Origin of the sequence: Vibrio sp. Vb1337 (assembly GCF_033338715.1) — a bacterium.
GTDB lineage: Bacteria > Pseudomonadota > Gammaproteobacteria > Enterobacterales > Vibrionaceae > Vibrio > Vibrio alginolyticus.
Genome location: NZ_JAWOTD010000031.1, coordinates 1 through 23,854 on the forward strand (window position 1 = coordinate 1; position 23,854 = coordinate 23,854).

20 protein-coding genes are annotated in these 23,854 nt (G+C 44.3%); 13 read left to right on the forward strand and 7 right to left on the reverse strand.

Annotated elements, in window-relative coordinates; translation table 11 throughout:
* The 5 genes from oppB to R7E42_RS22230 form a co-directional block, all read left to right on the forward strand.
* On the forward strand, positions 1–885 hold an 885-nt coding region (gene oppB / locus R7E42_RS22210), incomplete at its 5' end, for an oligopeptide ABC transporter permease OppB (protein WP_318072996.1).
* Positions 886–900: 15 nt separating this feature from the next.
* The gene (gene oppC / locus R7E42_RS22215) at positions 901–1,803 is read left to right on the forward strand and encodes an oligopeptide ABC transporter permease OppC (protein ID WP_017633861.1); all 903 of its coding nucleotides are present in this window, start codon (positions 901–903) and stop codon (positions 1,801–1,803) included.
* 27 nt (positions 1,804–1,830) lie between these two features.
* On the forward strand, positions 1,831–2,802 hold the full coding sequence (locus tag R7E42_RS22220) for an ABC transporter ATP-binding protein (protein WP_005380792.1): 972 nt from the start codon (positions 1,831–1,833) through the stop codon (positions 2,800–2,802).
* Positions 2,781–3,794: a murein tripeptide/oligopeptide ABC transporter ATP binding protein OppF gene (gene oppF, locus R7E42_RS22225; protein ID WP_005387265.1), complete on the forward strand. Its 1,014-nt coding sequence runs from the start codon at positions 2,781–2,783 to the stop codon at positions 3,792–3,794. The genes R7E42_RS22220 and oppF overlap by 22 nt, the downstream gene beginning before the upstream one ends.
* Positions 3,795–3,961: 167 nt before the next feature.
* A complete protein-coding gene (locus R7E42_RS22230; RefSeq protein ID WP_005387267.1) occupies positions 3,962–4,909 on the forward strand; it encodes a glutathione S-transferase family protein in 948 nt (315 codons plus the stop codon).
* Between the two features lie 114 nt (positions 4,910–5,023).
* On the opposite strand, the gene R7E42_RS22235 is transcribed toward R7E42_RS22230, so the two are convergent.
* The 3 genes from R7E42_RS22235 to R7E42_RS22245 all read right to left on the reverse strand — a co-directional run bounded on the left by R7E42_RS22235 (position 5,024) and on the right by R7E42_RS22245 (position 9,266).
* Positions 5,024–5,446, reverse strand: a complete 423-nt coding sequence (locus R7E42_RS22235; RefSeq protein WP_318072997.1) for a hypothetical protein — start codon at positions 5,444–5,446, stop codon at positions 5,024–5,026.
* A gap of 342 nt (positions 5,447–5,788) precedes the next feature.
* The gene (gene pta / locus R7E42_RS22240) at positions 5,789–7,933 is read right to left on the reverse strand and encodes a phosphate acetyltransferase (protein WP_005380805.1); all 2,145 of its coding nucleotides are present in this window, start codon (positions 7,931–7,933) and stop codon (positions 5,789–5,791) included.
* A 136-nt stretch (positions 7,934–8,069) separates the two neighbouring features.
* Positions 8,070–9,266: an acetate kinase gene (locus R7E42_RS22245; protein ID WP_005380807.1), complete on the reverse strand. Its 1,197-nt coding sequence runs from the start codon at positions 9,264–9,266 to the stop codon at positions 8,070–8,072.
* Between the two features lie 346 nt (positions 9,267–9,612).
* Here R7E42_RS22245 and yfbV point away from each other — a divergent pair, with 346 nt between their 5' ends.
* The 6 genes from yfbV (at position 9,613) to R7E42_RS22275 (ending at position 16,864) form a co-directional block, all read left to right on the forward strand.
* Complete coding sequence (gene yfbV / locus R7E42_RS22250) at positions 9,613–10,065, forward strand: terminus macrodomain insulation protein YfbV (RefSeq protein WP_005380809.1); 453 nt, start codon at positions 9,613–9,615, stop codon at positions 10,063–10,065.
* A gap of 329 nt (positions 10,066–10,394) precedes the next feature.
* A complete protein-coding gene (locus tag R7E42_RS22255) occupies positions 10,395–11,360 on the forward strand; it encodes an ABC transporter substrate-binding protein (protein ID WP_005380811.1) in 966 nt (321 codons plus the stop codon).
* A 174-nt stretch (positions 11,361–11,534) separates the two neighbouring features.
* Positions 11,535–12,470 carry an ABC transporter permease gene (locus tag R7E42_RS22260; protein WP_085569758.1) on the forward strand — a complete coding sequence of 312 codons (936 nt, stop codon included), beginning with the start codon at positions 11,535–11,537 and terminating at the stop codon, positions 12,468–12,470.
* Entirely contained in the window at positions 12,467–13,261 is a 795-nt protein-coding gene (locus R7E42_RS22265; RefSeq protein WP_262666688.1) for an ABC transporter ATP-binding protein, read from the forward strand. The genes R7E42_RS22260 and R7E42_RS22265 overlap by 4 nt, the downstream gene beginning before the upstream one ends.
* A 141-nt stretch (positions 13,262–13,402) precedes the next feature.
* Positions 13,403–15,229: a maltodextrin glucosidase gene (malZ, locus tag R7E42_RS22270; RefSeq protein WP_318072998.1), complete on the forward strand. Its 1,827-nt coding sequence runs from the start codon at positions 13,403–13,405 to the stop codon at positions 15,227–15,229.
* A 174-nt stretch (positions 15,230–15,403) separates the two neighbouring features.
* Complete coding sequence (locus R7E42_RS22275; protein WP_213886608.1) at positions 15,404–16,864, forward strand: sensor domain-containing diguanylate cyclase; 1,461 nt, start codon at positions 15,404–15,406, stop codon at positions 16,862–16,864.
* Between the two features lie 51 nt (positions 16,865–16,915).
* Here R7E42_RS22275 and dusC read toward each other — a convergent pair whose 3' ends face one another.
* On the reverse strand, positions 16,916–17,875 hold the full coding sequence (dusC, locus tag R7E42_RS22280) for a tRNA dihydrouridine(16) synthase DusC (RefSeq protein ID WP_017633856.1): 960 nt from the start codon (positions 17,873–17,875) through the stop codon (positions 16,916–16,918).
* Positions 17,876–18,045: 170 nt separating this feature from the next.
* Here dusC and R7E42_RS22285 point away from each other — a divergent pair, with 170 nt between their 5' ends.
* On the forward strand, positions 18,046–18,663 hold the full coding sequence (locus tag R7E42_RS22285; RefSeq protein ID WP_005380818.1) for a YecA family protein: 618 nt from the start codon (positions 18,046–18,048) through the stop codon (positions 18,661–18,663).
* A 79-nt stretch (positions 18,664–18,742) separates the two neighbouring features.
* On the opposite strand, the gene dsbB is transcribed toward R7E42_RS22285, so the two are convergent.
* The gene (gene dsbB, locus R7E42_RS22290) at positions 18,743–19,279 is read right to left on the reverse strand and encodes a disulfide bond formation protein DsbB (RefSeq protein WP_213885513.1); all 537 of its coding nucleotides are present in this window, start codon (positions 19,277–19,279) and stop codon (positions 18,743–18,745) included.
* Between the two features lie 83 nt (positions 19,280–19,362).
* The gene (gene nhaB, locus R7E42_RS22295; protein ID WP_005380822.1) at positions 19,363–20,949 is read right to left on the reverse strand and encodes a Na(+)/H(+) antiporter NhaB; all 1,587 of its coding nucleotides are present in this window, start codon (positions 20,947–20,949) and stop codon (positions 19,363–19,365) included.
* Positions 20,950–21,588: 639 nt separating this feature from the next.
* Between nhaB and fadR the strand changes: the two genes are divergently transcribed.
* Entirely contained in the window at positions 21,589–22,428 is an 840-nt protein-coding gene (fadR, locus tag R7E42_RS22300) for a fatty acid metabolism transcriptional regulator FadR (protein WP_005380824.1), read from the forward strand.
* 110 nt (positions 22,429–22,538) lie between these two features.
* Here the strand turns inward: fadR and R7E42_RS22305 are convergent, their stop codons facing one another.
* The gene (locus tag R7E42_RS22305; RefSeq protein ID WP_017821380.1) at positions 22,539–23,348 is read right to left on the reverse strand and encodes a hypothetical protein; all 810 of its coding nucleotides are present in this window, start codon (positions 23,346–23,348) and stop codon (positions 22,539–22,541) included.
* Between the last annotated feature and the right edge of the window lie 506 nt (positions 23,349–23,854).

The following is a 23,854-nucleotide window of genomic DNA, read 5'->3' on the forward strand; positions in this document are numbered from 1 at the left end:
ATCCCAACAATGTTGGTTTTGATCACCGTATCTTTCTTTCTTATGCGCTTTGCACCGGGAAACCCTTTCTCGACAGAGCGTCCATTGCCACCCGAAGTAATGGCAAATATCGAAGCTAAATATGGCTTGGATAAACCTGTATTTGAACAATACACCACGTATTTGACCAATGTTATCCAAGGTGATTTCGGACCGTCATTTAAATACCTTGATTACTCAGTAAACGAGCTGATCGCGGTTGCCTTACCAGTTTCGGCTAAAGTGGGCTTCATCGCCTTTATCTTTACTTTGATAATGGGGGTTACCGTCGGTACCATTGCTGCGCTCAAGCAAAATACTTGGATTGATTACACCATTATGTCGACTGCGATGCTTGGTGTGGTAATGCCATCCTTTGTATTAGCGCCTGCGCTTATCTACATATTCTCGCTTCACTGGAATATCTTCCCTGCGGGCGGTTGGCAAGATGGTAGCTGGCAGTATTTAGTGCTTCCTGTTATTGGTATGTCGCTACTGTATGTTGCTACTTTTGCTCGTATTACGCGTGGTTCGATGATCGAAACCTTAAACAGTAACTTTATTCGTACGGCACGTGCTAAAGGTCTAAGTTACCGTTACATCATTATCAAACATGCTCTGAAGCCGGCACTTCTCCCTGTTGTTTCTTACATGGGTCCAGCTTTCGTAGGTATCATCACCGGTTCCGTTGTTATCGAAACCATTTTTGGTCTGCCTGGTATTGGTAAACTATTCGTTAACGCTGCGTTTAACCGTGACTACTCGCTAGTAATGGGGGTAACCATTCTGATTGGTTTCCTATTTATTCTATTCAACGCGATTGTAGATATTTTACTTGCAATGATTGACCCGAAAATTCGCTACTAACAGGGACGTTTGGTTATGTTAACGAAAAAAGAAAACCTAGAAGCGATTGAGAAATTCTCCGAAAACTTGGAGATTGAAGGTCGCAGTCTTTGGCAAGATGCTCGTATCCGTTTCATGCGCAACAAAGCGGCGATGGTGAGCTTATTCCTTCTTGTTCTAATGACGTTGGCGGTTATTATCCTGCCAATGATCGCACCGTACACATTTGATGATACTGACTGGTACGCGATGCACGTTGCACCGAATGCTGACCATTGGTTTGGTACTGACAGCTTAGGCCGTGATTTATACGTGCGTACGCTAATTGGAGGTCGTATTTCGTTGATGGTAGGTGTTATGGGTGCATTTGTAGCGGTACTGATTGGTACGCTCTACGGCGCAGCATCTGGTTTCATCGGCGGTAAAGTTGACCGCGTAATGATGCGTATTCTAGAAATTTTATACGCGGTACCGTTTATGTTCCTGGTGATTGTACTGGTAACATTCTTCGGTCGTAACATCATGCTGATCTTCGTTGCGATTGGTGCTATCGCATGGCTAGATATGGCGCGTATCGTACGTGGTCAGACTCTTAGTCTACGTAGCAAGGAGTTTATCGAAGCAGCACATGTGTGTGGTGTAAGCAACTGGAAAATCATTACTCGTCATATCGTACCGAACGTACTGGGTATTGTAGCGGTATACTCTACGCTGCTTATCCCAAGTATGATTCTAACGGAATCATTCCTATCATTCCTTGGTCTTGGTGTTCAGGAACCAATGACAAGTTGGGGCGCTCTTCTACAAGAAGGTGCACAGACGATGGAAGTAGCAATCTGGCAGCTGGCATTCCCAGCAGTGTTCATGGTTGTGACGCTATTCTGCTTCAACTACGTTGGTGACGGCCTGCGCGATGCGCTGGATCCAAAAGACAGATAATTAAAAGATAAGATTAAGGAAGCAATGATGAGCTTATTAGATGTCAAAGATCTGCGCGTCGAATTCACCACGCAAGATGGTATCGTAACCGCAGTAAACGATTTGAACTTCTCTCTCAACCAAGGCGAAACCTTAGGTATCGTTGGAGAGTCGGGATCAGGTAAATCTCAAACCGTATTCGCAATCATGGGCCTTTTGGCTAAGAACGGTATTATTTCTGGTAGCGCAAAGTTTGAAGGCAAAGAAATCCTAAACTTACCGGAAAAAGAACTGAACAAAGTGCGTGCGGAACAGATCGCAATGATCTTCCAAGACCCAATGACATCACTGAACCCTTACATGAAAGTGAGTGATCAGTTGATGGAAGTGCTTATGCTGCACAAAGGCATGGGCAAAGCGGAAGCATTTGAAGAATCAGTACGCATGCTGGAAGCGGTAAAAATCCCTGAAGCGCGTAAGCGTATCACGATGTACCCGCATGAGTTTTCAGGCGGTATGCGTCAGCGTGTAATGATCGCGATGGCGTTGTTATGTCGTCCTAAACTGCTTATTGCCGATGAGCCAACAACAGCACTTGATGTGACGGTACAAGCACAGATCATGGACTTGTTGAATGAGCTGAAATCTGAGTTCAACACAGCGATCATCATGATCACGCACGACCTTGGTGTGGTTGCAGGTTCGTGTGACAAGGTGCTGGTGATGTATGCAGGCCGTACTATGGAGTACGGCAACGTAAACGAAATTTTCTACAATCCAAGCCATCCTTATGCGGAGGGGCTGCTGAAGGCGATTCCTCGCCTCGATACTGAGGGTGAAATTCTGCCGACCATTCCTGGTAATCCACCAAACTTGCTTCGTCTACCGCCGGGCTGCCCTTATCAAGAGCGCTGTCACCGTGTGATGGATCGTTGTAAGCGCGAGGCGCCAATTCTGACACCATTTGGTGATGGTCGTCAGCGTGCATGTTTTTCTGAATGGGAGGCTTGGAACAAATGAACGCAGTAGACAAAAAACTAATTCTGGACATTTCTGAGCTGAAAGTTCACTTCAGCATTGCCTCAAAGTCGGCATGGCCGTGGTCAAAGCCTTCGAGCCTGAAAGCGGTAGATGGCGTGAACGTTCGACTATACGAAGGGGAAACGCTTGGTGTAGTAGGTGAATCAGGTTGTGGTAAATCGACGTTTGCTCGTGCCATCATTGGTCTGGTTGAAGCTACTGACGGCCAAGTAGTTTGGTTGGGTCAAGACCTTACTAAAATGAAAAGCGTTCAGCGCCGTGAGACGCGTAAAGAAATTCAGATGATTTTCCAAGACCCATTGGCATCGCTGAATCCGCGTATGACTGTTGGTGATATCATTGCTGAACCTCTTGAGACATTCTATCCAGAACTGTCTAAGCAGGAAGTGAAAGATCGCGTTAAAGAGATGATGGCGAAAGTTGGCCTATTACCTAACGTGATTAACCGTTACCCACACGAGTTCTCGGGTGGTCAGTGTCAGCGTATCGGGATAGCGCGTGCGCTTATCCTTAAGCCTAAGATGATCATTTGTGACGAGCCAGTATCGGCGCTTGATGTATCTATTCAAGCTCAGGTGGTTAACCTGCTTAAAGAGATTCAAAAAGAGTTAGGGCTTTCTCTGGTATTCATTGCGCATGACTTGTCTGTCGTTAAACACATTTCAGATCGCGTTTTAGTTATGTATTTAGGTAATGCCGTGGAACTTGGCGAGGCCGAGGCTCTGTTTGCTGATCCTAAGCACCCATATACGCGTGCGCTGATGTCTGCGGTTCCGATCCCGGACCCGGATATTGAGCGCAATAAGAAAATCCAAATGCTAGAGGGTGATCTTCCTTCACCTATCAACCCACCGTCGGGTTGTGTATTCCGCACTCGTTGCCCACAAGCAACCGAAGAGTGTGCGAAGACGAAGCCAACCATTTTAGGTAATGACGTTCACGCGGTATCTTGTTTACACGTTAGTGTATAAATTCAGCCTGTGACGGGCTTAAGCGCGACACCTTCATCGGGTCGCGCTTTTTTTATGTGTCTGATTTATACATTCGAATTTCTTGAACATGATGTCCTAAGTTCGATGATTCTCTGTTTGATAGGAAACGCTAATATAGACACAAACAAAACGAGAGGAGAGCAATCATGGGTAAGTTGGTTGAAGGTGTTTGGCAAGATGTCTGGTATGACACAAAATCAAATGGTGGCAAATTTGTGCGCGAAGATGCCGGATTCCGTAACTGGGTTAAAAACGACCCTGATGCGGAATTTACACCAGAGTCCGGTCGATACCATTTGTATGTCTCTCTTGCTTGTCCGTGGGCACATCGAACCCTCATTTTCCGCAAGCTGAAAGGTTTAGAACCACATATTGATGTCACGGTCGTTTGCCCTGATATGCTCAGCCAAGGTTGGCAAATGGGGCTTCCTGAGCCATTGTTTGGTCACACGCGCATGTATCAAATTTACACGCAGGCCAAACCCGATTACACGGGCCGCGTAACCGTGCCTGTACTTTGGGATAAAAAGACCAATACTATTGTGTCAAACGAGTCGTCAGAGATCATTCGCATGTTCAATTCGGAATTCAATGCGTTAACAGGGAATCACGACGACTACTATCCAGATCATCTAAAACACGTTATTGATGAGTGGAACGATTTTGTTTATCCAAATGTCAACAACGGAGTGTATCGTTGTGGCTTCGCGACTACACAAGAGGCGTATGAAGAAGCGTTTGATTCTTTGTTTAATGCGTTAGATAAAATCGATGCTCACTTAGCGACGCATCGTTACTTAGCAGGGAACACAATTACTGAGGCTGATTGGCGTTTGTTTACGACTCTTATTCGTTTTGATGCGGTGTATGTGGGGCATTTCAAGTGTAACAAGCAGCGCATCGCAGACTACGAAAATATACAAGGCTACTTAAAAGAGTTATATCAAGTCGAAGGCGTCGAAGAAACGACGGATTTCTATCACATTAAACGCCACTACTACTTCAGCCACACTGGGATTAATCCGACGCAAGTTGTACCAAAAGGGCCTGATTTAGACCTAAATACTCCTCATGGAAGAGAAAGGATTGGCTAGTTTGCTGCTTCCATCGCAAATGAAAAAGTACTTAACGGTTAGCAATGCCGTTAAGTACTTTTGTGTCATCTAAATACCGGGAGTAGGAAGTTTACTTTTTCATTCATCGCCACCTTACTTAGCGCGTACGATGTCCATCACTAGCTTTCCGTCCACTTTTACAGGACCGTCCCCTTTAGCGCCGAGCGTATACTCAAACACACCAGTCTTCATGCCACCTTTCTCTCCGTGGACCATTAACATCAGCATATCGCCTGATTCTACTGGTTCCATCAAAATTGCATTTACGTTTTCATTCTTTCCCATTTTTAACGGAGCGTAGCCGATAACAGGACCAGGCTTCATTGATTCGTCTGTTCGGTGGACAACCATCCACCCATTGTCATCAGCATGAGCCATTTCAGCGGTCACCGTTCCTCCGGACATATCTTGATCGACGCCTTTAATACTCGGGGCGGAAAAGCTGAATGAAGAAAAACTAATCAGAAACGCAGCTAAACCAAACTTTATCAGTGATGTATTGATGAAATCCTTCATATATATTCCTTAGCAGTCAATGAGTTTGTGCATTGCAGTAGCTTTTACGTATTTCCTAGCAAAAAAGTTTAGCTAAAACGTAAATAATGTCGATAAATTGAACAGGGACCGTGCTGCTTTGGAGCCAATGCATTTTGGGGAGTGGGTCAATCGGTGTAAGAACAAGCACGAGCAATGTCGATTAGGTATGGGGGGCGATAGGGAGAAAAGCTTTGTGCACCAGTAATTATAGGTTGTGCAGTGATTGGTATAAAAAACAAATAAGTGTTCTGGCCAGCAATAGAAAAAGCCCTCGATGAATCGAGGGCTTTGTATCTATATCCAACTAGATGTCAGAAGCGATTATTTAGCTTCTTGGTCTGCTTGGATAGCTGTTAGAGCGATGGTGTACACGATGTCGTCTACTAGCGCGCCACGAGACAAGTCGTTTACAGGCTTACGCATACCTTGCAGCATTGGACCGATAGATACTAGGTCAGCTGAACGTTGTACCGCTTTATAAGTTGTGTTACCCGTGTTTAGGTCTGGGAATACAAATACTGTCGCTTTACCTGCAACTGGAGAGTTTGGTGCTTTAGAAGCAGCAACGTTTTCCATAATAGCAGCGTCGTACTGTAGAGGACCGTCAATGATAAGATCAGGACGTTTCTCTTGAGCCAGTTTTGTTGCTTCACGTACTTTATCAACGTCTGCACCCTTACCAGATTCACCAGTAGAGTAAGAGATCATTGCAACGCGTGGTTCGATACCAAATGCTGCTGCAGAGTCAGCAGATTGGATAGCAATTTCAGCAAGCTGTTCAGCAGTTGGATCTGGGTTGATTGCACAGTCACCGTAAACCAGTACTTGATCAGGCAGAAGCATGAAGAATACTGAAGATACGATAGACGCATTTGGTGCCGTCTTGATGATTTGGAACGGAGGAACGATAGTGTTCGCCGTAGTGTGAACAGCACCAGAAACTAGGCCGTCAACTTCGTCGTTCTCAAGCATCATTGTGCCTAGGAATACTGAATCTTGTAGCTTCTCACGAGCCACAACTTCAGTCATGCCTTTAGCACCGCGCAACTCAACTAGGCGAGCAACGTAGTTTTCACGAACAGCATCTGCATCAATGATGGTTACACCAGTACCTAGCTCAACGCCTTGTTGAGCCGCTACGCGACGGATTTCATCTGGGTTACCTAGAAGTACACAGTCTGCAATGCCGCGTTCAGCACAGATTGCTGCTGCTTTAACTGTGCGTGGTTCGTCACCTTCTGGAAGAACGATACGCTTACCTGCTTTACGAGCAAGTTCAGTTAGCTGGTAACGGAACGCTGGTGGGCTTAGACGACGAGACTTCTGAGTGCCTTCAGTCATAGACTCGATCCAGTTACCGTCGATGTGGCCAGCAACGTGTTCGTTGATGAACTCGATACGCTCTTTATCGTCTGCAGGTACTTCGATGCTGAAGCTCTGTAGGTTTAGAGACGTTTGCCAAGTGTTACCTTGAGCTTTGAAGATAGGTAGACCAGTGTCGAATGCTGGTTTACATAGGCCTTCGATTTCGCTAGGGATATCGTAACCGCCAGTTAGCAGTACTGCACCAATATCCACACCGTTCATTGCAGCAAGAGAAGCAGCAACGATAACATCAGGACGGTCTGCAGAAGTAACAAGTAGAGAACCCGGTTTGAAGTGCTCAATCATGTTTGGCAGAGAACGCGCACAGAAAGTGATGCTCTTGATGCGACGAGTGTTGATGTCACCTTCGTTGATGATATCTGCTTTCAGGTGTTTAGCCATGTCGATTGCACGAGTCGCAATCAGATCAATGCTCCATGGCACACAACCTAGTACACGAATTGGAGAAGTGTTGAAAATTTCCATCACTTTCAATTCGTTTTGTTTCGCGCTGTCTGCATCGTCAAAGATTTCAGATAGGTCAGGGCGAGTACGGCCAGCTTCGTCAACAGGAGCGTTTAGCTTGTTGATGATAACGCCAGAGATGTTTTTGTTTTTAGTGCCGCCGAAGTTAGAACATGCTACTTCGATACGCTCTTTCAGTTGCGCAGGGTTATCAGTACCTGGAGTCGCAACTAGCACGATTTCTGCACCAAGTGTTGCCGCGATTTCCGCGTTTACTTGGTTTGCAAATGGGTGCTTACGAGTAGGTACAAGACCTTCGATTAGCGTAACGTCTGCGTCTTTGTTGATTTGGTTGTAACGTTCAACAACGGTTTCTAGCAGCTCGTCCATGTTGTCGTTACCGATTAGGCTTTCAGCAACAGACATCGCCATTGGTTCACCGATCTTCATATCGCTGTTACGACCAACGATAGTTGAAGTCAGATCTGGTTGATCACCACCTGAACGTGGCTGACAGATTGGCTTGTAGAAAGAAACTTTAACGCCTTTACGCTCCATAGCGCGAAGAACACCCATGCTAACGCTTGTTAGGCCAACGCCTGCGCTAGTAGGGATAAGCATAATAGTACGAGACATTCGTAGAGTACCTTTAGCTATTTGGGGGATAAAAGCTCAACTCTTATTCCATGAAGCTCGAAGAATAGGAGTTGAGCCCCTAAGAAATTCGTTTGAATGAAAATCTGGCTAGCCGAGTGGCTAGCCAGGAATTCAATTAAAGACCTGTCAGGCGAGCAGTGTCTTCAGCGATGACTAGCTCTTCGTTAGTAGAGATAACCATTGCAGGGATACGGCTGTTTTCAGTCGTGATAACGCCTTCGCCGCCGAAGCGAGCTTTAAGGTTAGCTTCGCTATCTACTTCGATACCGAAGATGCCAAGACGGTTTAGAACCATTTCACGGATAGGGCCAGAGTTCTCGCCGATACCGCCAGTGAAAGTGATTGCGTCTAGACGGCCTTCCATTGAAGCAGTGTAGCCAGCAACGTATTTAGCTAGACGGTGGCAGAACACGTCCATTGCGCGTGTTGCTTCTTCTTTTTGACCGTAGTTGTCTTCAACGAAACGACAGTCAGAAGTCACTTCAGTTAGACCTTGAAGACCAGACTCTTTAGTTAGCATCGTGTTGATTTGATCAACAGAGTAACCTAGAGCGTCGTGTAGGTGGAAGACGATAGCAGGGTCGATGTCGCCACAGCGAGTACCCATTACCAGACCTTCAAGTGGAGTAAGACCCATAGAAGTGTCTACAGATTGACCGTTCTTGATCGCACATACAGATGCGCCGTTACCTAGGTGACAGTTGATGATGTTTACTTCTTCAACTGGTTTGTTTAGTAGGCCTGCAACTTCACGAGTGATGAACAAGTGAGAAGTACCGTGCATGCCGTAACGACGGATACCGTGTTCTTTGTATAGGTTGTATGGAAGAGCGTATAGGTAAGACTCTTCAGGCATAGTTTGGTGGAACGCAGTGTCAAATACAGCAACGTTTTTCAGCTCTGGGAAGTTTTTCTTAGCCGCTTCGATTCCGATGATGTGAGCAGGGTTATGAAGAGGTGCAAATGTTGCAGCGTCTTGAATACCTTTTAGAACTTCATCAGTAATTAGTGCAGATTGAGTGAACTGCTCGCCGCCGTGAACGATACGGTGACCGATTGCGCCTAGGTTAGCTTTAAGCTCTGGCTTAGAAGCAAGAATAGTTTCTACCATAAACGCTAGTGCTTCTTCGTGAGCTGCACCATTGCCTAGTTGAGCTTCGTGCTTGCCATCAAGTTTCCACTTGATGCGAGCTTCAGGAAGGTGAAGACACTCAGCAAGACCTGACAAGTGCTCGTCGCCGTTCTCGGCATCAACAACGGCAAATTTAAGAGAAGAACTACCGCAGTTTAAAACTAAAACTAGCTTAGACATGTATGACTACCTGTTATTCGTCTGATAAAAAATCAGTTAAAGAATGAAAAATTAATCACAAGAATAGCCGATACCCAGAAGGCTGCGTACTAATCCTGGTCAAAAATTGTTCTAATTCCATATAAAGAAATAGTGATGAACCCTTCCATCACTATGATGCGATCCGTGCAGATAGATATCTCGGAGTTGCTTAAATTGTAAATAACAGCAACAATGAGATTGAGGGTCTGCAAAGGATAGCGATAATAAGCAATGATAACAAAAAAAATTTGAAAGAATATTAACTTTCATCAATTTTTTGTACCTTCAGTTGAAATGTTCAACTATTTTTTAGTGAGAGAGCGGTATGAGTAATAAAGTCGGATTGATCCATAGCCTGAAAGATGGCCAGAATTACATGGAGATCTGGCCGGTTCGTAAAGAGCTAAGCGCCATATTTCCGGAACAGCGTATCATTAAGGCGACTCGCTTTGGCATTAAAGTCATGCCGGCCGTTGCTGCGATCAGCGTACTCACTCAAATGGCATTCAACAATTACCACGCGTTACCTCAATCCATTGTTGTCGCCTTGTTTGCGATTAGCTTGCCACTTCAAGGCATTTGGTGGCTTGGTGCTCGATCCAACACGAAATTGCCGCCTTCTTTGGCCTCTTGGTATCGGGAGTTGCATCAAAAAATTGTGGAAACAGGTTTTGCATTAGAGCCTGTCAAAGCTCGCCCTCGTTACAAAGAGCTTGCGATAATATTGAACCGAGCGTTTCGCCAGCTCGATAAATCGTCATTAGAGCGTTGGTTCTAATTTAAATTGTTTGAAATGGAGTGTGCACTGGCCGCTCCATTTTTGATCCTGCCTCTATTACCTACTTTGACGGTCGTTGATGAAGCGAGCGAAGCTTTGTTTACCAAAGATTCTTTCCGGATGAAGAAGTCCCCCGATCACAAATGTTGCTTTAGTGTTAAATCTTTCTTTTCTTTACTAAGACTTAGTAGTAATAATAAAAACAAGATGCGCAAGAAGTGCACAGTTATACGAACACAACAATACCGCCTTCAAACATTTGAATTCACGAGTCGATACACATATTGAAAGCTCGTGAAACAAGGACGAAGTCACATCAAGGAGTTATGATGAAAACGAAACGTTTATTAGCCACCGCCGTTCTATCTGCTACTGCTATTTTCTCTTCTACCAATGTACTGGCCGCCACTGCAACTGTCGCAGTTTCACAGATTGTCGAACACCCGGCGTTAGACGCGACGCGCCAAGGGTTACTTGATGGTTTGAAAGCGAAAGGCTACGAAGAAGGCAAAAATCTAGAATTTGATTATAAGACCGCACAGGGTAATCCAGCGATTGCGGTGCAAATTGCCCGTCAGTACGTCGGTGAAAATCCTGATGTGTTAGTTGGCATCGCGACACCTTCGGCACAAGCTTTGGTGTCGGCTACTCGCTCTATTCCTGTTGTCTTTACTGCGGTAACAGATCCGGTTGGTGCGAAATTGGTTAAGTCGATGGAACAACCAGGCAAAAACGTAACTGGCCTGTCTGATCTTTCACCCGTTGCTCAGCATGTCGATCTCATCCAAGAAATTCTTCCTCAGGTGAAAAGCATCGGGGTTGTATTTAATCCCGGTGAAGCTAATGCCGTGACTTTAGTTGAATTACTAAAAGAAAGCGCAAAAGCAAAAGGCATACAAGTGGTTGAAGCGACCGCACTAAAAAGTGCTGATGTTCAGTCTGCGACTCAAGCGATTGCAGCGAAATCAGACATTCTTTACGCCCCAACAGACAATACAGTTGCAAGTGCGATTGAAGGGATGATTGTGGCAGCGAATCAAGCGAAGAAACCTGTATTTGGTGGCGCGACGTCGTATGTCGAAAAGGGTGCAATTGCAGGCTTAGGTTTTGACTACTACCAGGTTGGTGTACAAACCGCGGATTACGTGGCGGCGATTCTTGATGGTCAAGAACCAGGCAAGCTGGATGTAAAAGTCGCGACGGGCTCTGACCTTGTTATTAATGAAAGCGCAGCATCTAAGCTCGGTATCAAGCTGCCAAGTTCTGTGATTGAACGTGCGACAAGCATGCAATAAGTAACGCTTTTTGGGGTTAAGCCTGTCACGTTGGTTGATAGAGGCTTGCCCCAAAACTGATACTCTCCAGATTTCTCGTGTAAAGCATTCTGCTAGAGAAGAAGGGGAGTATACGTTAGAAGTCTTAAGTTCAGGTTGGTATTAGCCAGCCTGAGCATGCAGAAAGGAGCAGTTATGTCTGCATTTGCTTTTTTTGGCGCACTCGAAATTGGCTTGATTTATGGCCTAGTCGCTCTGGGTGTGTATCTTACGTTCCGTGTTCTCGATTTCCCCGATTTGAGTGTGGATGGCAGCTTTCCAATGGGAGCTGCGGTGGCTGCAACGGCGATTGTCGCAGGTATTAATCCTTGGTTTGCGACAATAATGGCGATGATAGCTGGTAGTATGACGGGGTGGGTAACCGCTTTTCTGGCTGTTCGGTGTGGTATTTTACACTTGTTAGCTTCCATTCTTACCATGATCGCTGCATTTTCAATTAATATTCGTATTATGGGCAAACCTAATATGGCGTTGCTTGGAGAGGATACTATTCTCACTCCGTTTGAAGCATTGGGCGATGCGATGTTTATTCGCCCTCTGGTTGTTGGGGTCTTAGTTCTTCTGTCCGCTTTCTTTGTCATTCGCCTGCTGAACAGCGACTTTGGTCTTGGTTTACGAGCCACGGGTGTGAATGCGCGTATGGTTTCTGCGCAAGGGGCTAGCACTGGCTTTTATACCTACTTTGGCTTGGCTTTATCCAACGGGTTTGTGGGATTCGCAGGCGCGTTGTTTGCACAAACGAACAGCTTTGCGGATGTGACCTCTGGCGTGGGCACCATTGTCGTTGGTTTGGCTGCTGTGATTTTGGGGCAGACCCTTATTCCCGGGCGCAAGATTTGGGTTGCGGTATTTGCGGTCATCATCGGTTCGGTACTTTATCGTCTTGCAGTGGCTTTCGCTTTGAGTTCTGGCATGTTTGGTTTACAAGCTTCAGACCTCAACCTGGTTACCGCAGTATTGGTGGCTGTGGCGCTTATTGCTCCAAAGCTAAAACAGAGCATGAGAGCGAAACAACGCGTTACTGATGCCAAACAAGCGGCATCAAAAAATGGTTCTGGGGAGGCATTATGATCGAACTAAATAACATTCAGGTCACGTTCAACCCAGGGACGATTTTGGAAAATCGTGCATTGAAAGGCGTCTCTTTAGAGGTTCCAGAGCATCAATTTCTTACCGTGATTGGTTCTAATGGCGCAGGAAAATCGACGTTGCTTGGTGCGGTGACAGGTGAGACGCCGATGATAGGTGGTCAGGTGATCATTGATGGCAAAGACGTCACCAAGCAGACGATAGCCCAACGTGCGACGCAATGTGCCCGAGTGTTTCAAGATCCATTGGCCGGGACTTGTGGTGAACTGACGATAGAAGAGAACATGGCTCTAGCGCACATGCGTGGTAAAAAACGCAGCTGGGGGTTGGCGCTCTCTACTAAACGTCGCAAGCTGTTCCAAGAGAGAATTAGCATCCTTGGTCTTGGTTTAGAAGACCGCTTGGGCGATAGCATTGGGTTGCTGTCTGGTGGGCAACGACAAGCCGTTAGCCTTGTGATGGCGACGTTATCGGAGAGTAAGTTGTTATTGCTTGATGAACACACGGCTGCGCTTGATCCTCGTATGGCGGCGTTTGTTATCGACTTAACTAAACGTATTGTCGATGAGTTCGACTTAACCGTGATGATGGTGACGCATTCGATGAAAGACGCATTAGCATGTGGCGATAGGACCGTAATGCTTCACCAAGGTGAAATTGTGCTTGATGTGGCTGGAGAGCAGCGTGCTAACATGCAAGTACCAGACTTGTTGGATATGTTCTCCAAAGTGCGTGGTGAAGAGCTGGCAGATGACAGTCTTTTGTTGAACTAAGCGGTATCCGACAAGTCACTACGCCTACTAAGTGTGATCCTCCTTGGGAAAATTGGCTGATATGTCAACTCGCAGGGAGGATTTCTTGTCTCTAATTTTTCAATAACATAGTGGCATATCCGATGACGAGGAGTGCCCATAATGAACCTGCCATTTATTTTTCATAGTCAAACTATTGATGGTTTAGCTTTTAATGACGAGCAAGTTACAGTCAGACTGAAAACCGAGACATTGGATTTTGATTCCGTCTATGTGCGTATTGAGCCGGACAATGAAGAATATCTGGTCGACATGGCTCAAGTAGGAACGTCTGGTGAATTATTACTATGGGAGGCATCGTTTCGACCAAATCAAGATCGAGATGTCACACATTATGTGTTTAAGCTCCTCAAAGACGGACAACAATACTGGCTCGATGCACGAGGCGTACAAAAGCGTATTCCACCCAAAGAGTTCCACTTTAAGTTGAATGTGGAGCATCAACCACCAAGCTGGGTCCAAGAGCAAGTTTTCTATCAAATCTTTCCTGACCGTTTTTCTGCTAGTAAAAGTGAGTCCGATATTCGCCACGCTTATGCTCAGTATGATTCTGCATCGATCGTCAAGGCGTGGGGAGACGCGGTAGGCTCTCACCAAAATACCGGGGCGCGTGAATTCTTTGGCGGCGACCTCAAAGGTGTAGAACAAAAGTTGGACTATCTTGAACAGCTCGGCGTTACTGCGCTTTATTTCAATCCGATCTTTTCTTCACCAAGTAATCATAAATACGACACCACTGATTACTTCACTGTTGACCCTATGTTCGGCACCAACGATCAGTTTGCTGAACTGTGTGAGAAAATCCGTGGTAAGAATATGAAGATTGTCTTAGACGCGGTGTTTAACCACACGTCAGTGCATCATCCTTGGTTTGATATCCAACAAAAAGGAGAAGGAGCATATGGCAATCCGCAGTCAAAGTTCCGTGATTACTACTTTTTCGAAGGCGAAACCAATCACTACATTGGTTGGAAAGGCATTGGTAACTTACCGGTTCTGAACTTCGAAAATGAACAGGTGCGCGACTACATCTACCAAAGTGAAGATTCTGTCATCAAGTATTGGCTGAAGCCACCGTACTTGGTTGATGGCTGGCGGTTTGATGTAATCCATATGCTTGGCGAAGGGGACGGCGCGAAAAACAATGCTCATTATGTGGCAGCGTTTCGTAATGCGACTAAGTCAGTAAACCCGAATGCTTATGTGTTAGGTGAGCACTTTTTTGAAGCAACGCAGTGGTTGCAAGGTGATCAAGAGGATGGGGCGATGAACTACTACGGTTTTGCTCATCCAGTCCGAGCTTTTATCGCACGACAAGATATTATGTACGATCCAATCAACATTGATGGTTTGGAGTTTAAAGCATGGTTGGACGAAGCCAGAGCAAAAATCCCATTTTCTAATCAGCTATCGCAGCTAAATCAACTCGATAGTCACGATACTGCTCGGTTTATCACATTGGTTGATGGTGATAAGCGTAAAATGAACATCGCGCTAGCAATGCTTATGACTTACGTTGGCACGCCTTGTATTTACTACGGGAGTGAAGTCGGTCTAGAAGGAGGGCTAGACCCGGATAATCGTCGTTGTTTTCCTTGGAATGAAATTGAAAGTTCACAATGGCTATCGCTTTACCAACAATGGATCAAGATACGTAAACAATGTAAGCCTTTACAGTCGGGCTGTATTCAATGGCTTCATTGCACTAACAACCAGTTGGCGTACGCACGTGTACTGGGTCGCGAAGCAGTCGTTGTTATGATTAATCTCAGTGGTAATGAATGTTCAATCGATTTACCTATGTGGCAACTGGGCTTGGAGGTTAGCCAAGTTATATCGTTGTTAGATGACACAGAACAGGTTGATTATAAAGGTCATATCTCTGTCAATATGTCGGCACAGAGCTGCAAATTATGGCGACTAAAGTGACACCACACTCTATATTGATTAAACTCCTTTAATATATAAACGGTCTCAAACAGCGCGCACACATTTGTTTGGTCTCTTGTTATCTGGTGCTGCATTGCATGCGTCACCAGATAACGAGTATCAATTTAATAGCAGTCATAAGAGACTATTGACCTTTCATATGCATGGTACTCAATGGTAAACCAAAGGCGATTTAGCCTCTCATTTGTCATCTTTTTTCCTCTGGCGTTATTTGTAGTGGTTTTACTCGTGACAACGAAAAATTACTATGATGCGGTTAACCGCTATATCGATTCTGAGTATTCGCGTATCGAGCGTGCAATGTCTCGCGGTATTAAAGTACTCACGGCTTTAGATTACAGCTTCACCAACTATACCAATTACGCTAACCCACTGTTTGAAGAACATAATTCTTTAGTCAAAGAAGGGCTTTGTTATCTTTGGCCTATAGATGTGTTATTACTCGAAAGTGTTTATAGTGAAGGGTTACCTGCGGTTGACCTGGATTATATGATCGTAGGGGACGAAAGCTTATGTCAGCAAGGTTCAACGATTAACCAGTTAGCTGAACAAAAGGCGGGTTTTGCGCCGTCATTGTCATTTCTGCACGATATTGAATCGCACATTGTTGGAATCCATTACATTGACAAGCGCGGTTACGTTATCTCCTCACCCGATACCTACGCAAAAAATTTCACAAAAGAGCTTTTGTCAACGCTAAAAGCCCGACCTTTTTGGCAAAAAACCGCGCAAGATAAAGTGAACATTACCTTGGCTGGACCAGGGCCTGTGTTGGACTCGATGGAAGGTCAAGTCATTAGTATGACGGTACCCGTCTATGAGAAAGGAGAACATCAAGGTGTTTTATCTATTGATTTTGACATCAATACGCTTATGGCTTCGTCGCTAGGTCTTGTAGGTCAGTTTCATTTGGTTTCCAATTTACAATCCATTCCTTCAAACAGTACACGAATCAAACCAGTCGAATTAGAGCGATTGAGTGCGAATCACAGCATGTACTACGAGTACAACCTTTGGGATGAAGCTAAGAACCTAGCGGTTTTTGAAAAATACAGCCTTATTGTCGCACTATTTATTTACGTGTTGAGTACCGTCGTCTTGTTCTATGTGAATATGCATAGCGAGCGACGCTACTTTAAAGAACTGGCAGCAAGAGACCCAATGACCAGCTTATTGAATCGTCGAGGTATGCAAACCGTGTGGCGTAATAAGATGACAAAAAAACAGGTTGCTTTAGCAGTGTTCGATATTGATAACTTCAAGAAGATCAACGACACCTATGGTCATGATGTCGGTGATTCTGCAATTCAGCTTGTTGCAAAATGTATACGTGAAAATATTCGCCATACCGATGTTGCCTCAAGGTTTGGTGGCGAAGAGTTCGTTTTAGCGATTTATGACGAAGATTCAGAGGGCATTAAACTCATTTTAGACAGAGTAAAAAAGGCCATAGATGAGCGCTCGACACGCGTAACGAAAGAAGGCTTTACGATCTCTGGCGGTGTGGTGTTTAGTAAAGAGAGCCGAGTAGAAAACTTTGATGAATTGTTTAAAGCGGCGGATGAAAAGTTATATCAAGCCAAAAGTACCGGCAAAAATAAGATCTGTTACTAGGATTTAGATACAAAAAAGGACGAGATATTCGTCCTTTTTTGTGTTCGGGAGTTATGCAACCTGAGAGTTTAAGTCATCGCGGTAGCGTTGAATATGCTCAACAATTGGTGCGGCTTTGTTGAACGTTCTGATTTCTCTAAATAGGTCTTTTGCTTCAGGATAAGCCTGACGTAAGTAAGAGAACCATTGTTTTACGCGGTTTGGGTAATACAAGCCTTTATCGCCTTTCATCTCAAACTTGGAATAATAGATGAGCAACTCAACCACCTCGGGCCATGACATTGGCTGGTGGTTATGTTTTACCATATTGCCTAAGTTAGGGATATTGAAAGCGCCTCGGCACACCATCAAAGAGTTAACGCCAGTCGTTTCAATGCAACGTTGACCGTCTTCATAATTCCAAATTTCGCCATTCGCAATCAGTGGGATATCAAAACGTTCACGAATTTGGTTGATGTAATCCCATTTTATCTCAGAAGCTTTATAACCACCTTGTTTAGTACGTGCGTGTACGGTCAGTTCATTTGCGCCAGCAGACTGAATGGCATCGACAATTTCAAAGCAATCTTCAGGGTTCTCCCAGCCAAGACGAATTTTTGCAGTTACGGGAATGGCTTCTGGAACGGCTTCTCGACAAGCTTTAACCACACGGTGAATGAGCTCTGGATGTTGGAGTAGCGCTGCTCCACCTTTACTTTTGTTGACCATTTTGGCTGGGCAACCAAAGTTTATATCAATACCTCTGGCGCCAAGGTTTGCCGCTTTAATTGCGTTCTCAGCCATCCAGTTCGGTTCTTGTCCCAACAATTGCACATGTACTGGCACACCAGATGCAGTCTGAGAACCTTGCAACAGCTCTGGGCATAAACGGTGAAACACATGATCGGGTAATAGCTGGTCGATTACGCGAACAAACTCCGTAACACACAGGTCATAGTCGTTTATCTCGGTCAGGATTTGGCGCATCAAATGATCTAAAACGCCTTCCATTGGGCCTAGTACAACTCGCATAGCTTGCCTAATACAGTTTGGTGGTAAAAAGGAGGGCGATTGTAGCGATGTAAGTTAAGTTTGTCATTAAAAGACTCGAAGCGCCCAATGCAGTCAAACACACAACGTTAGGTTACGTGCTTTTGAGCTCTGAGGTATAATGCCGCCAAATTTATGGGAAACCAGATGTCATGCAATACACATTGATTGAAAAAGGTGAAGTTCACGTCGATGAATCTTGCCTATTTATCGAAGGCGCAGTGTTAGCTGCGAATCTGACGACAAAACCACTCGCTCCTGAAAAGTGGTTAGAGCCGCTATTAGGTGAGGGATTCAAAGCGATTCAACCAGCTGTGGAAGAGCAAATTCACAAGCAGCATAACCGAATTCAACGAAACGAATATTCTGTGCTAGAGCTAACAGGCAAAGAACCTGAACAACTTGCTGATTTTGCCGAAGGCTTTATGTCTGTTTGGCCAATGATTGAAGAACAGTGGCAAGACGTTGAGCTCAATGATGGATTACAGCGTATGCTGCAAGCATTACTGACCACTTTGATGCTGGCTATCGATGAGCCAGCAACGCAGCAACAGATGCGCGACGCAGGTATTGAAACGCCACCGGCCCTGACAGATTTAGTCGACCAGCTTGATTTAATGGTCGGTGAAGTCGCGCTGGGCGCGGATGAGTTGATGGTAGGCAATAAAGCTCAAAGCCTAAACCCATTCAAAGGTATCGGGCGCAATGATCCCTGTCCTTGTGAGAGCGGAAAAAAATTCAAGCAGTGCTGTGGTCAATCACGCGGCTAAATCGAATCGCCGCGCTATCCACTTAACAAAAAGCCGACCAGATGGTCGGCTTTTTGTTAATTTTTACGCGTCAGTAGGATTAACGAATTGGATTAACGCGTTTTGCAGGGAAGAATTGTGCAATTACAATTAATGCCAAAGCGATTAAATTGCCTGCAAAAATTACGACTAACCATTGTGGCATTGATAAATCAAGGAACTGCCACACAACCTTAGAGCAATCACCATATGCTTCAAACATCCAAGGAACCCACTGATTGAGCGGAGCCCAGCTAGGGAATGTGACGAATAAATCGCAAGTCGCGAATGGTGATGGATTAAACTGGTAGTCAACGTGCTGCATCGCAAGTAACAAACCCTTGTAAGCACTTAATCCCCAGCCTATCAAACCTAGCCAGCGGAAAATTGGGTTCTTGGGTGCCAATATACCAACCATTGCAGCGACGCCCACTCCAATCATCGCGACTCTTTCATAAATACACATGACACATGGTGCAAGCATCATGACGTGCTGAAAATAGAGGGCACATGCTTCAAAGAAAACGACGAATAGCAGAAGCAGTAGCCACGATAAACGTCCCTTTGAAAACTGGTTAAGTGAATTTAAAATAGTCACGTTTTTGTTCCTGTCTGAAATAGAAAAAGCTCTGAATACTCAGAGCTTTTTATCGTGGATAAGTTTCCTAATCAACTCAAATTTTAGTGACCACCGGATACTACGGGAGTCAGATCACCACTATGAGGTAAAATCCAACCAGCTTCGTAGAAAGAAGCGGTTGCAGGCTCTAGGAAGAACATGATTCCCATCAGACCGACAATCGCAAGAACGACGGTGTAAGGCAGCGCCATGATAACCATTCGACCGTAAGACAGACGAATTAATGGAGCGAGAGCCGATGTGAGTAAGAATAGGAATGCCGCTTGACCGTTTGGCGTTGCAACAGAAGGCAGGTTAGTACCAGTATTGATTGCCACCGCCAGTAAGTCGAACTGATCACGAGTAATGAGACCCTCAATGAGTGCAGTTTTTACTTCATTGATGTAAACCGTACCAACGAACACGTTATCCGACACCATAGATAATAAGCCATTCGCCACATAGAACAGAGCTAGCTGAGTACCTTTATCTTCAACGGCAAGCACCGCATCGATGACTGGTTTAAACAGCTCTTGGTCAATGATTACAGCAACGATCGAGAAAAATACTGCAAGCAGTGCAGTGAAGGGCAGGGCCTCTTCAAACGCTTTCCCCATGGAGTGCTCTTCAATGACACCAGTAAATGCGGTCGCTAAAATGATCACAGAAAGGCCAATTAAGCCGACAGCCGCTAAGTGCAAAGCGAGTGCAACGATCAACCAAACCGCAATAAGACCTTGAACCCAGAGTTTTGCGACATCTTGATTTGTTCGCGTTTTACGCTCTTCACGGTCAAAATCGACGAGGATCTGACGAACGTTGTTAGGAAGCTTCGCGCCGTAGCCAAACACTTTAAGCTTTTCAACTAAAGCACAAGTGATGAGACCACAGAAAAATACAGGTAGTGTCACTGGAGACATACGGATTAGGAATTCACCAAATAACCAACCCGCTTGGTCTGCAATAATTAAGTTTTGAGGTTCACCAACCATCGTGGTTACGCCACCTAAGGCAGTACCTACACCAGCATGCATCAACAAAGAGCGCAAAAAGGCACGATAGTTTTCTAGGTCATCACGCGTTAGTTCAGTGATCGTGTCATCTTGTGTATGGTCATGGTCACCGATAGGGTTACCAGACGCTACTTTGTGATAGATAGAGTAAAAGCCGATCGCCACGCTGATAACAACGGCGATAACTGTCAAGGCATCCAAAAATGCAGACAAAAATGCCGCAGCAAAGCAGAACGCGAGTGATAGTAGGGTTTTAGAGCGAATGCCAAGTAAAATTTTGGTAAAAATGAACAGCAATAGCTGCTTCATGAAGTAGATGCCCGCAACCATAAATACCAGAAGTAGCAGTACTTCGATATTTGCTACTAATTCGTGCTTAACTTGCGCAGGGCTAGTCATGCCGATAGCAATGGCTTCAATAGCAAGTAAACCGCCAGGTTGTAATGGGTAGCATTTTAATGCCATTGCTAGCGTGAAAATAAATTCAGCGACCAACAACCATCCAGCTACAAATGGGTTTATTAGGAAGAATACAATCGGGTTAATTATTAAGAAGGCTATAATGGCAACTTTGTACCAATCAGGCGCTTTACCAAGGAAGTTCTTGATAAAAGCGTTTCCGAGCGATATCGGCATGATAATTCTCTTTATAACAAAATTATGAATAGACACTACAATAGTGCTTAAGTATCTGTTTGTTAGACTTATTAACTAGTCTTTAAAAACAATAACTTAGTAAAACAACAATCCTTTGTTTATTGTAGTCTTGCCAAGTTACTTCCCCTGAACTCAAGCACCGCTCACTTTCGACCGCAAACTCTACACTCAGGCATTTATTAGTCAATAACAAAACGTGATGCTACCGACTAAAATGACTTTTTAAATGTAATAACGCGATCAAAACGGCGTTACTATACCATGAAAGTCTTAAAAAAATCCTCTTGGATTTTAAATGACGGTCAGTGACGAGAAAAGGCAAATTAAGAAAGAATATTAACTGTGATATACAAAGTAATTTTTCATATTTTGAATATAAAAATGTGACACGGTTGTCTTTATTTCTCCGAGATTTGTGAGCTGTTTAATTAAATGAAAATTCATATTTTACTGCTTTCGCTTGCATGTTAGAGCCTCTTAAATTGACACAACATATAGAGTATTAACTCTATGTTATGGAGTCGTTTCCACTATTGATCGTAAATTTTCTCAAACCGCTAAGTAGTGGTATGATGAGTAGTATCGACCCTCAGAAATCAATATTGGATAAAAAGTAGAATGGTCATAAAGGCGAAAAGCCCTGCGGGATTCGCAGAAAAATATATTATCGAGAGCATTTGGAACGGCCGTTTTCCTCCAGGCTCAATTTTACCTGCTGAGCGCGAGCTGTCCGAACTGATTGGTGTTACTCGAACGACTTTAAGAGAGGTTCTTCAACGACTAGCCCGTGATGGATGGCTGACTATCCAGCACGGCAAACCTACGAAAGTTAACCAATTTATGGAGACCTCTGGTCTGCATATTTTGGATACTTTAATGACGCTAGACGTTGATAATGCGACAAACATTGTAGAAGATCTGCTTGCGGCACGTACTAACATCAGTCCTATCTTTATGCGCTATGCATTTAAAGCGAACAAAGAGAGCTCTGAGCGTACAATTAAGAACGTAATCGAATCTTGTGAAGCTTTAATGAATGCGGCTTCCTGGGACGAATTCATCGCTTCTTCGCCGTATGCTGAAAAAGTTCTGCAGAATGTGAAAGAAGATAACGAGAAAGATGAAGCGAAGCGTCAAGAAATCTTGATTGCTAAAACGTTCAACTTTTACGATTATATGCTTTTCCAGCGCCTAGCATTCCATTCAGGAAATCAAATTTACGGTTTGATCTTTAATGGTTTGAAGAAGCTCTACGATCGTGTCGGTAGCTACTACTTCTCAAATCCAGCTTCTCGTGAGCTAGCTCTGAAGTTTTACCATCAATTGCTCGAAACTTGTGAAAGTGGCCAGCGTGAACAACTACCAGTAGTGATTCGTCATTATGGTATGGAAAGTGCGTTGATCTGGAACGAAATGAAAAAGCAATTACCAACGAACTTCACGGAAGACGACAGTTAAGCGCTGACAAGTTGGATAAGCGAAAACCGCAGTGCCTTAGGCCTGCGGTTTTTTTGTTTTTATTTATAAGTCGGCGACGGCCCAAGCACCAATAATAAGGCATGGAACGTTTATCCTGCTAGCGAGAGTCTGGGTAACGGTAGATATAATGACTCTACGACATCTGAAAGGACATGGTCGTAAGTATTGAAGATGGTCAATGACAAGTCCGATGTGACGCCATAAAGCTCTGCTTCTGTTAAGTCGACATGACTCCCTGTCACGTATTCATTTAGCGTCTGTATTGAGCGCGTGGAAGCAGGAGAGGTAATGCTAAGTGGAGCGATAACCGCTAGTTGGTTTAGCTTACGCATCATGACCGATGCATAATTTTTGAAACGTTCATTTCCGCCTTGCTCTCCTAAATCTTGAATGCTGATTCGCAACTGAGTCAGGGTCTCCAAGCTATCCATAATGTTTTGCCAGTTCATGTGATACTCATTATGTAAGTCATCTCTTTGTTCAACCGCTAGCCATGCGATGGTTACTTCATCCATCAAAAACAAGCAATGACGAATTAACTTACCATGCTCCATCTGGTTTCTTGCAACACTATGGTCATTCCATTGTTCAAGTAGTTTCCCTACTTTAATCTGTAATACGCGATACATGGGTTTGTTTTCAAACCGTGATGTTTCGACTAAAAGATGCAGCTTGTTAGTCAGAGCATCATGAAGAGCGTCCAATTTTTGTTGATCGTTTTGTTGGAATTGAAGCGAGTAGTGAGTAGCAGCTCGGTGGTGTCTCAGAAGGTGAACAACATCTCGCAACAATGTTAACAGCTGATATTTGCGCGCATGTTGCTGCTCTCGTTTAGAAGATAAGTGATATATTCCAGCTAAAATAGCGATGGACAATAGTGTGGAAATCAAAACAAACATAACCAACTCCTTGTTAGTGTTTGGACCTAACAAGGAAGATTGCAGTTTTGATGCCAAACAAAAACTCAATTTAAACAATTGGTTATATTGAATGTTCTTTTTGAATGGTCGTTGTTGGTGCATGGATTCACCAAATTTGTGAATATGGTTGATTATTCGGTGTCGATGCTTGGTGTACGCGTTATTCTTTGTGAGTTACATATTGATTACTTTTTGTAGTCTGATTCAAGTCAAAATGTTTAGAAATTAAAATACTCGAACACTTCATATGATATAAGTTGTCTATTTTGTTGATTGTTCGAGGTAATTAATTTGTCTAATAAATTCGACCTATGCTTCAGTACTCACTCAAAGATAACGCTCCCTATCGATACAAATGATGAGGATAGGTATCTTCAGTTTCGTAAGGACAACCCACATATATTTGGTAGTTTTATTCCCGCAGGTACTCCTTTCATACTGAACGAAGGCTCTGTGATCAACATAGCTAAGTTGCGTAGCGAGAG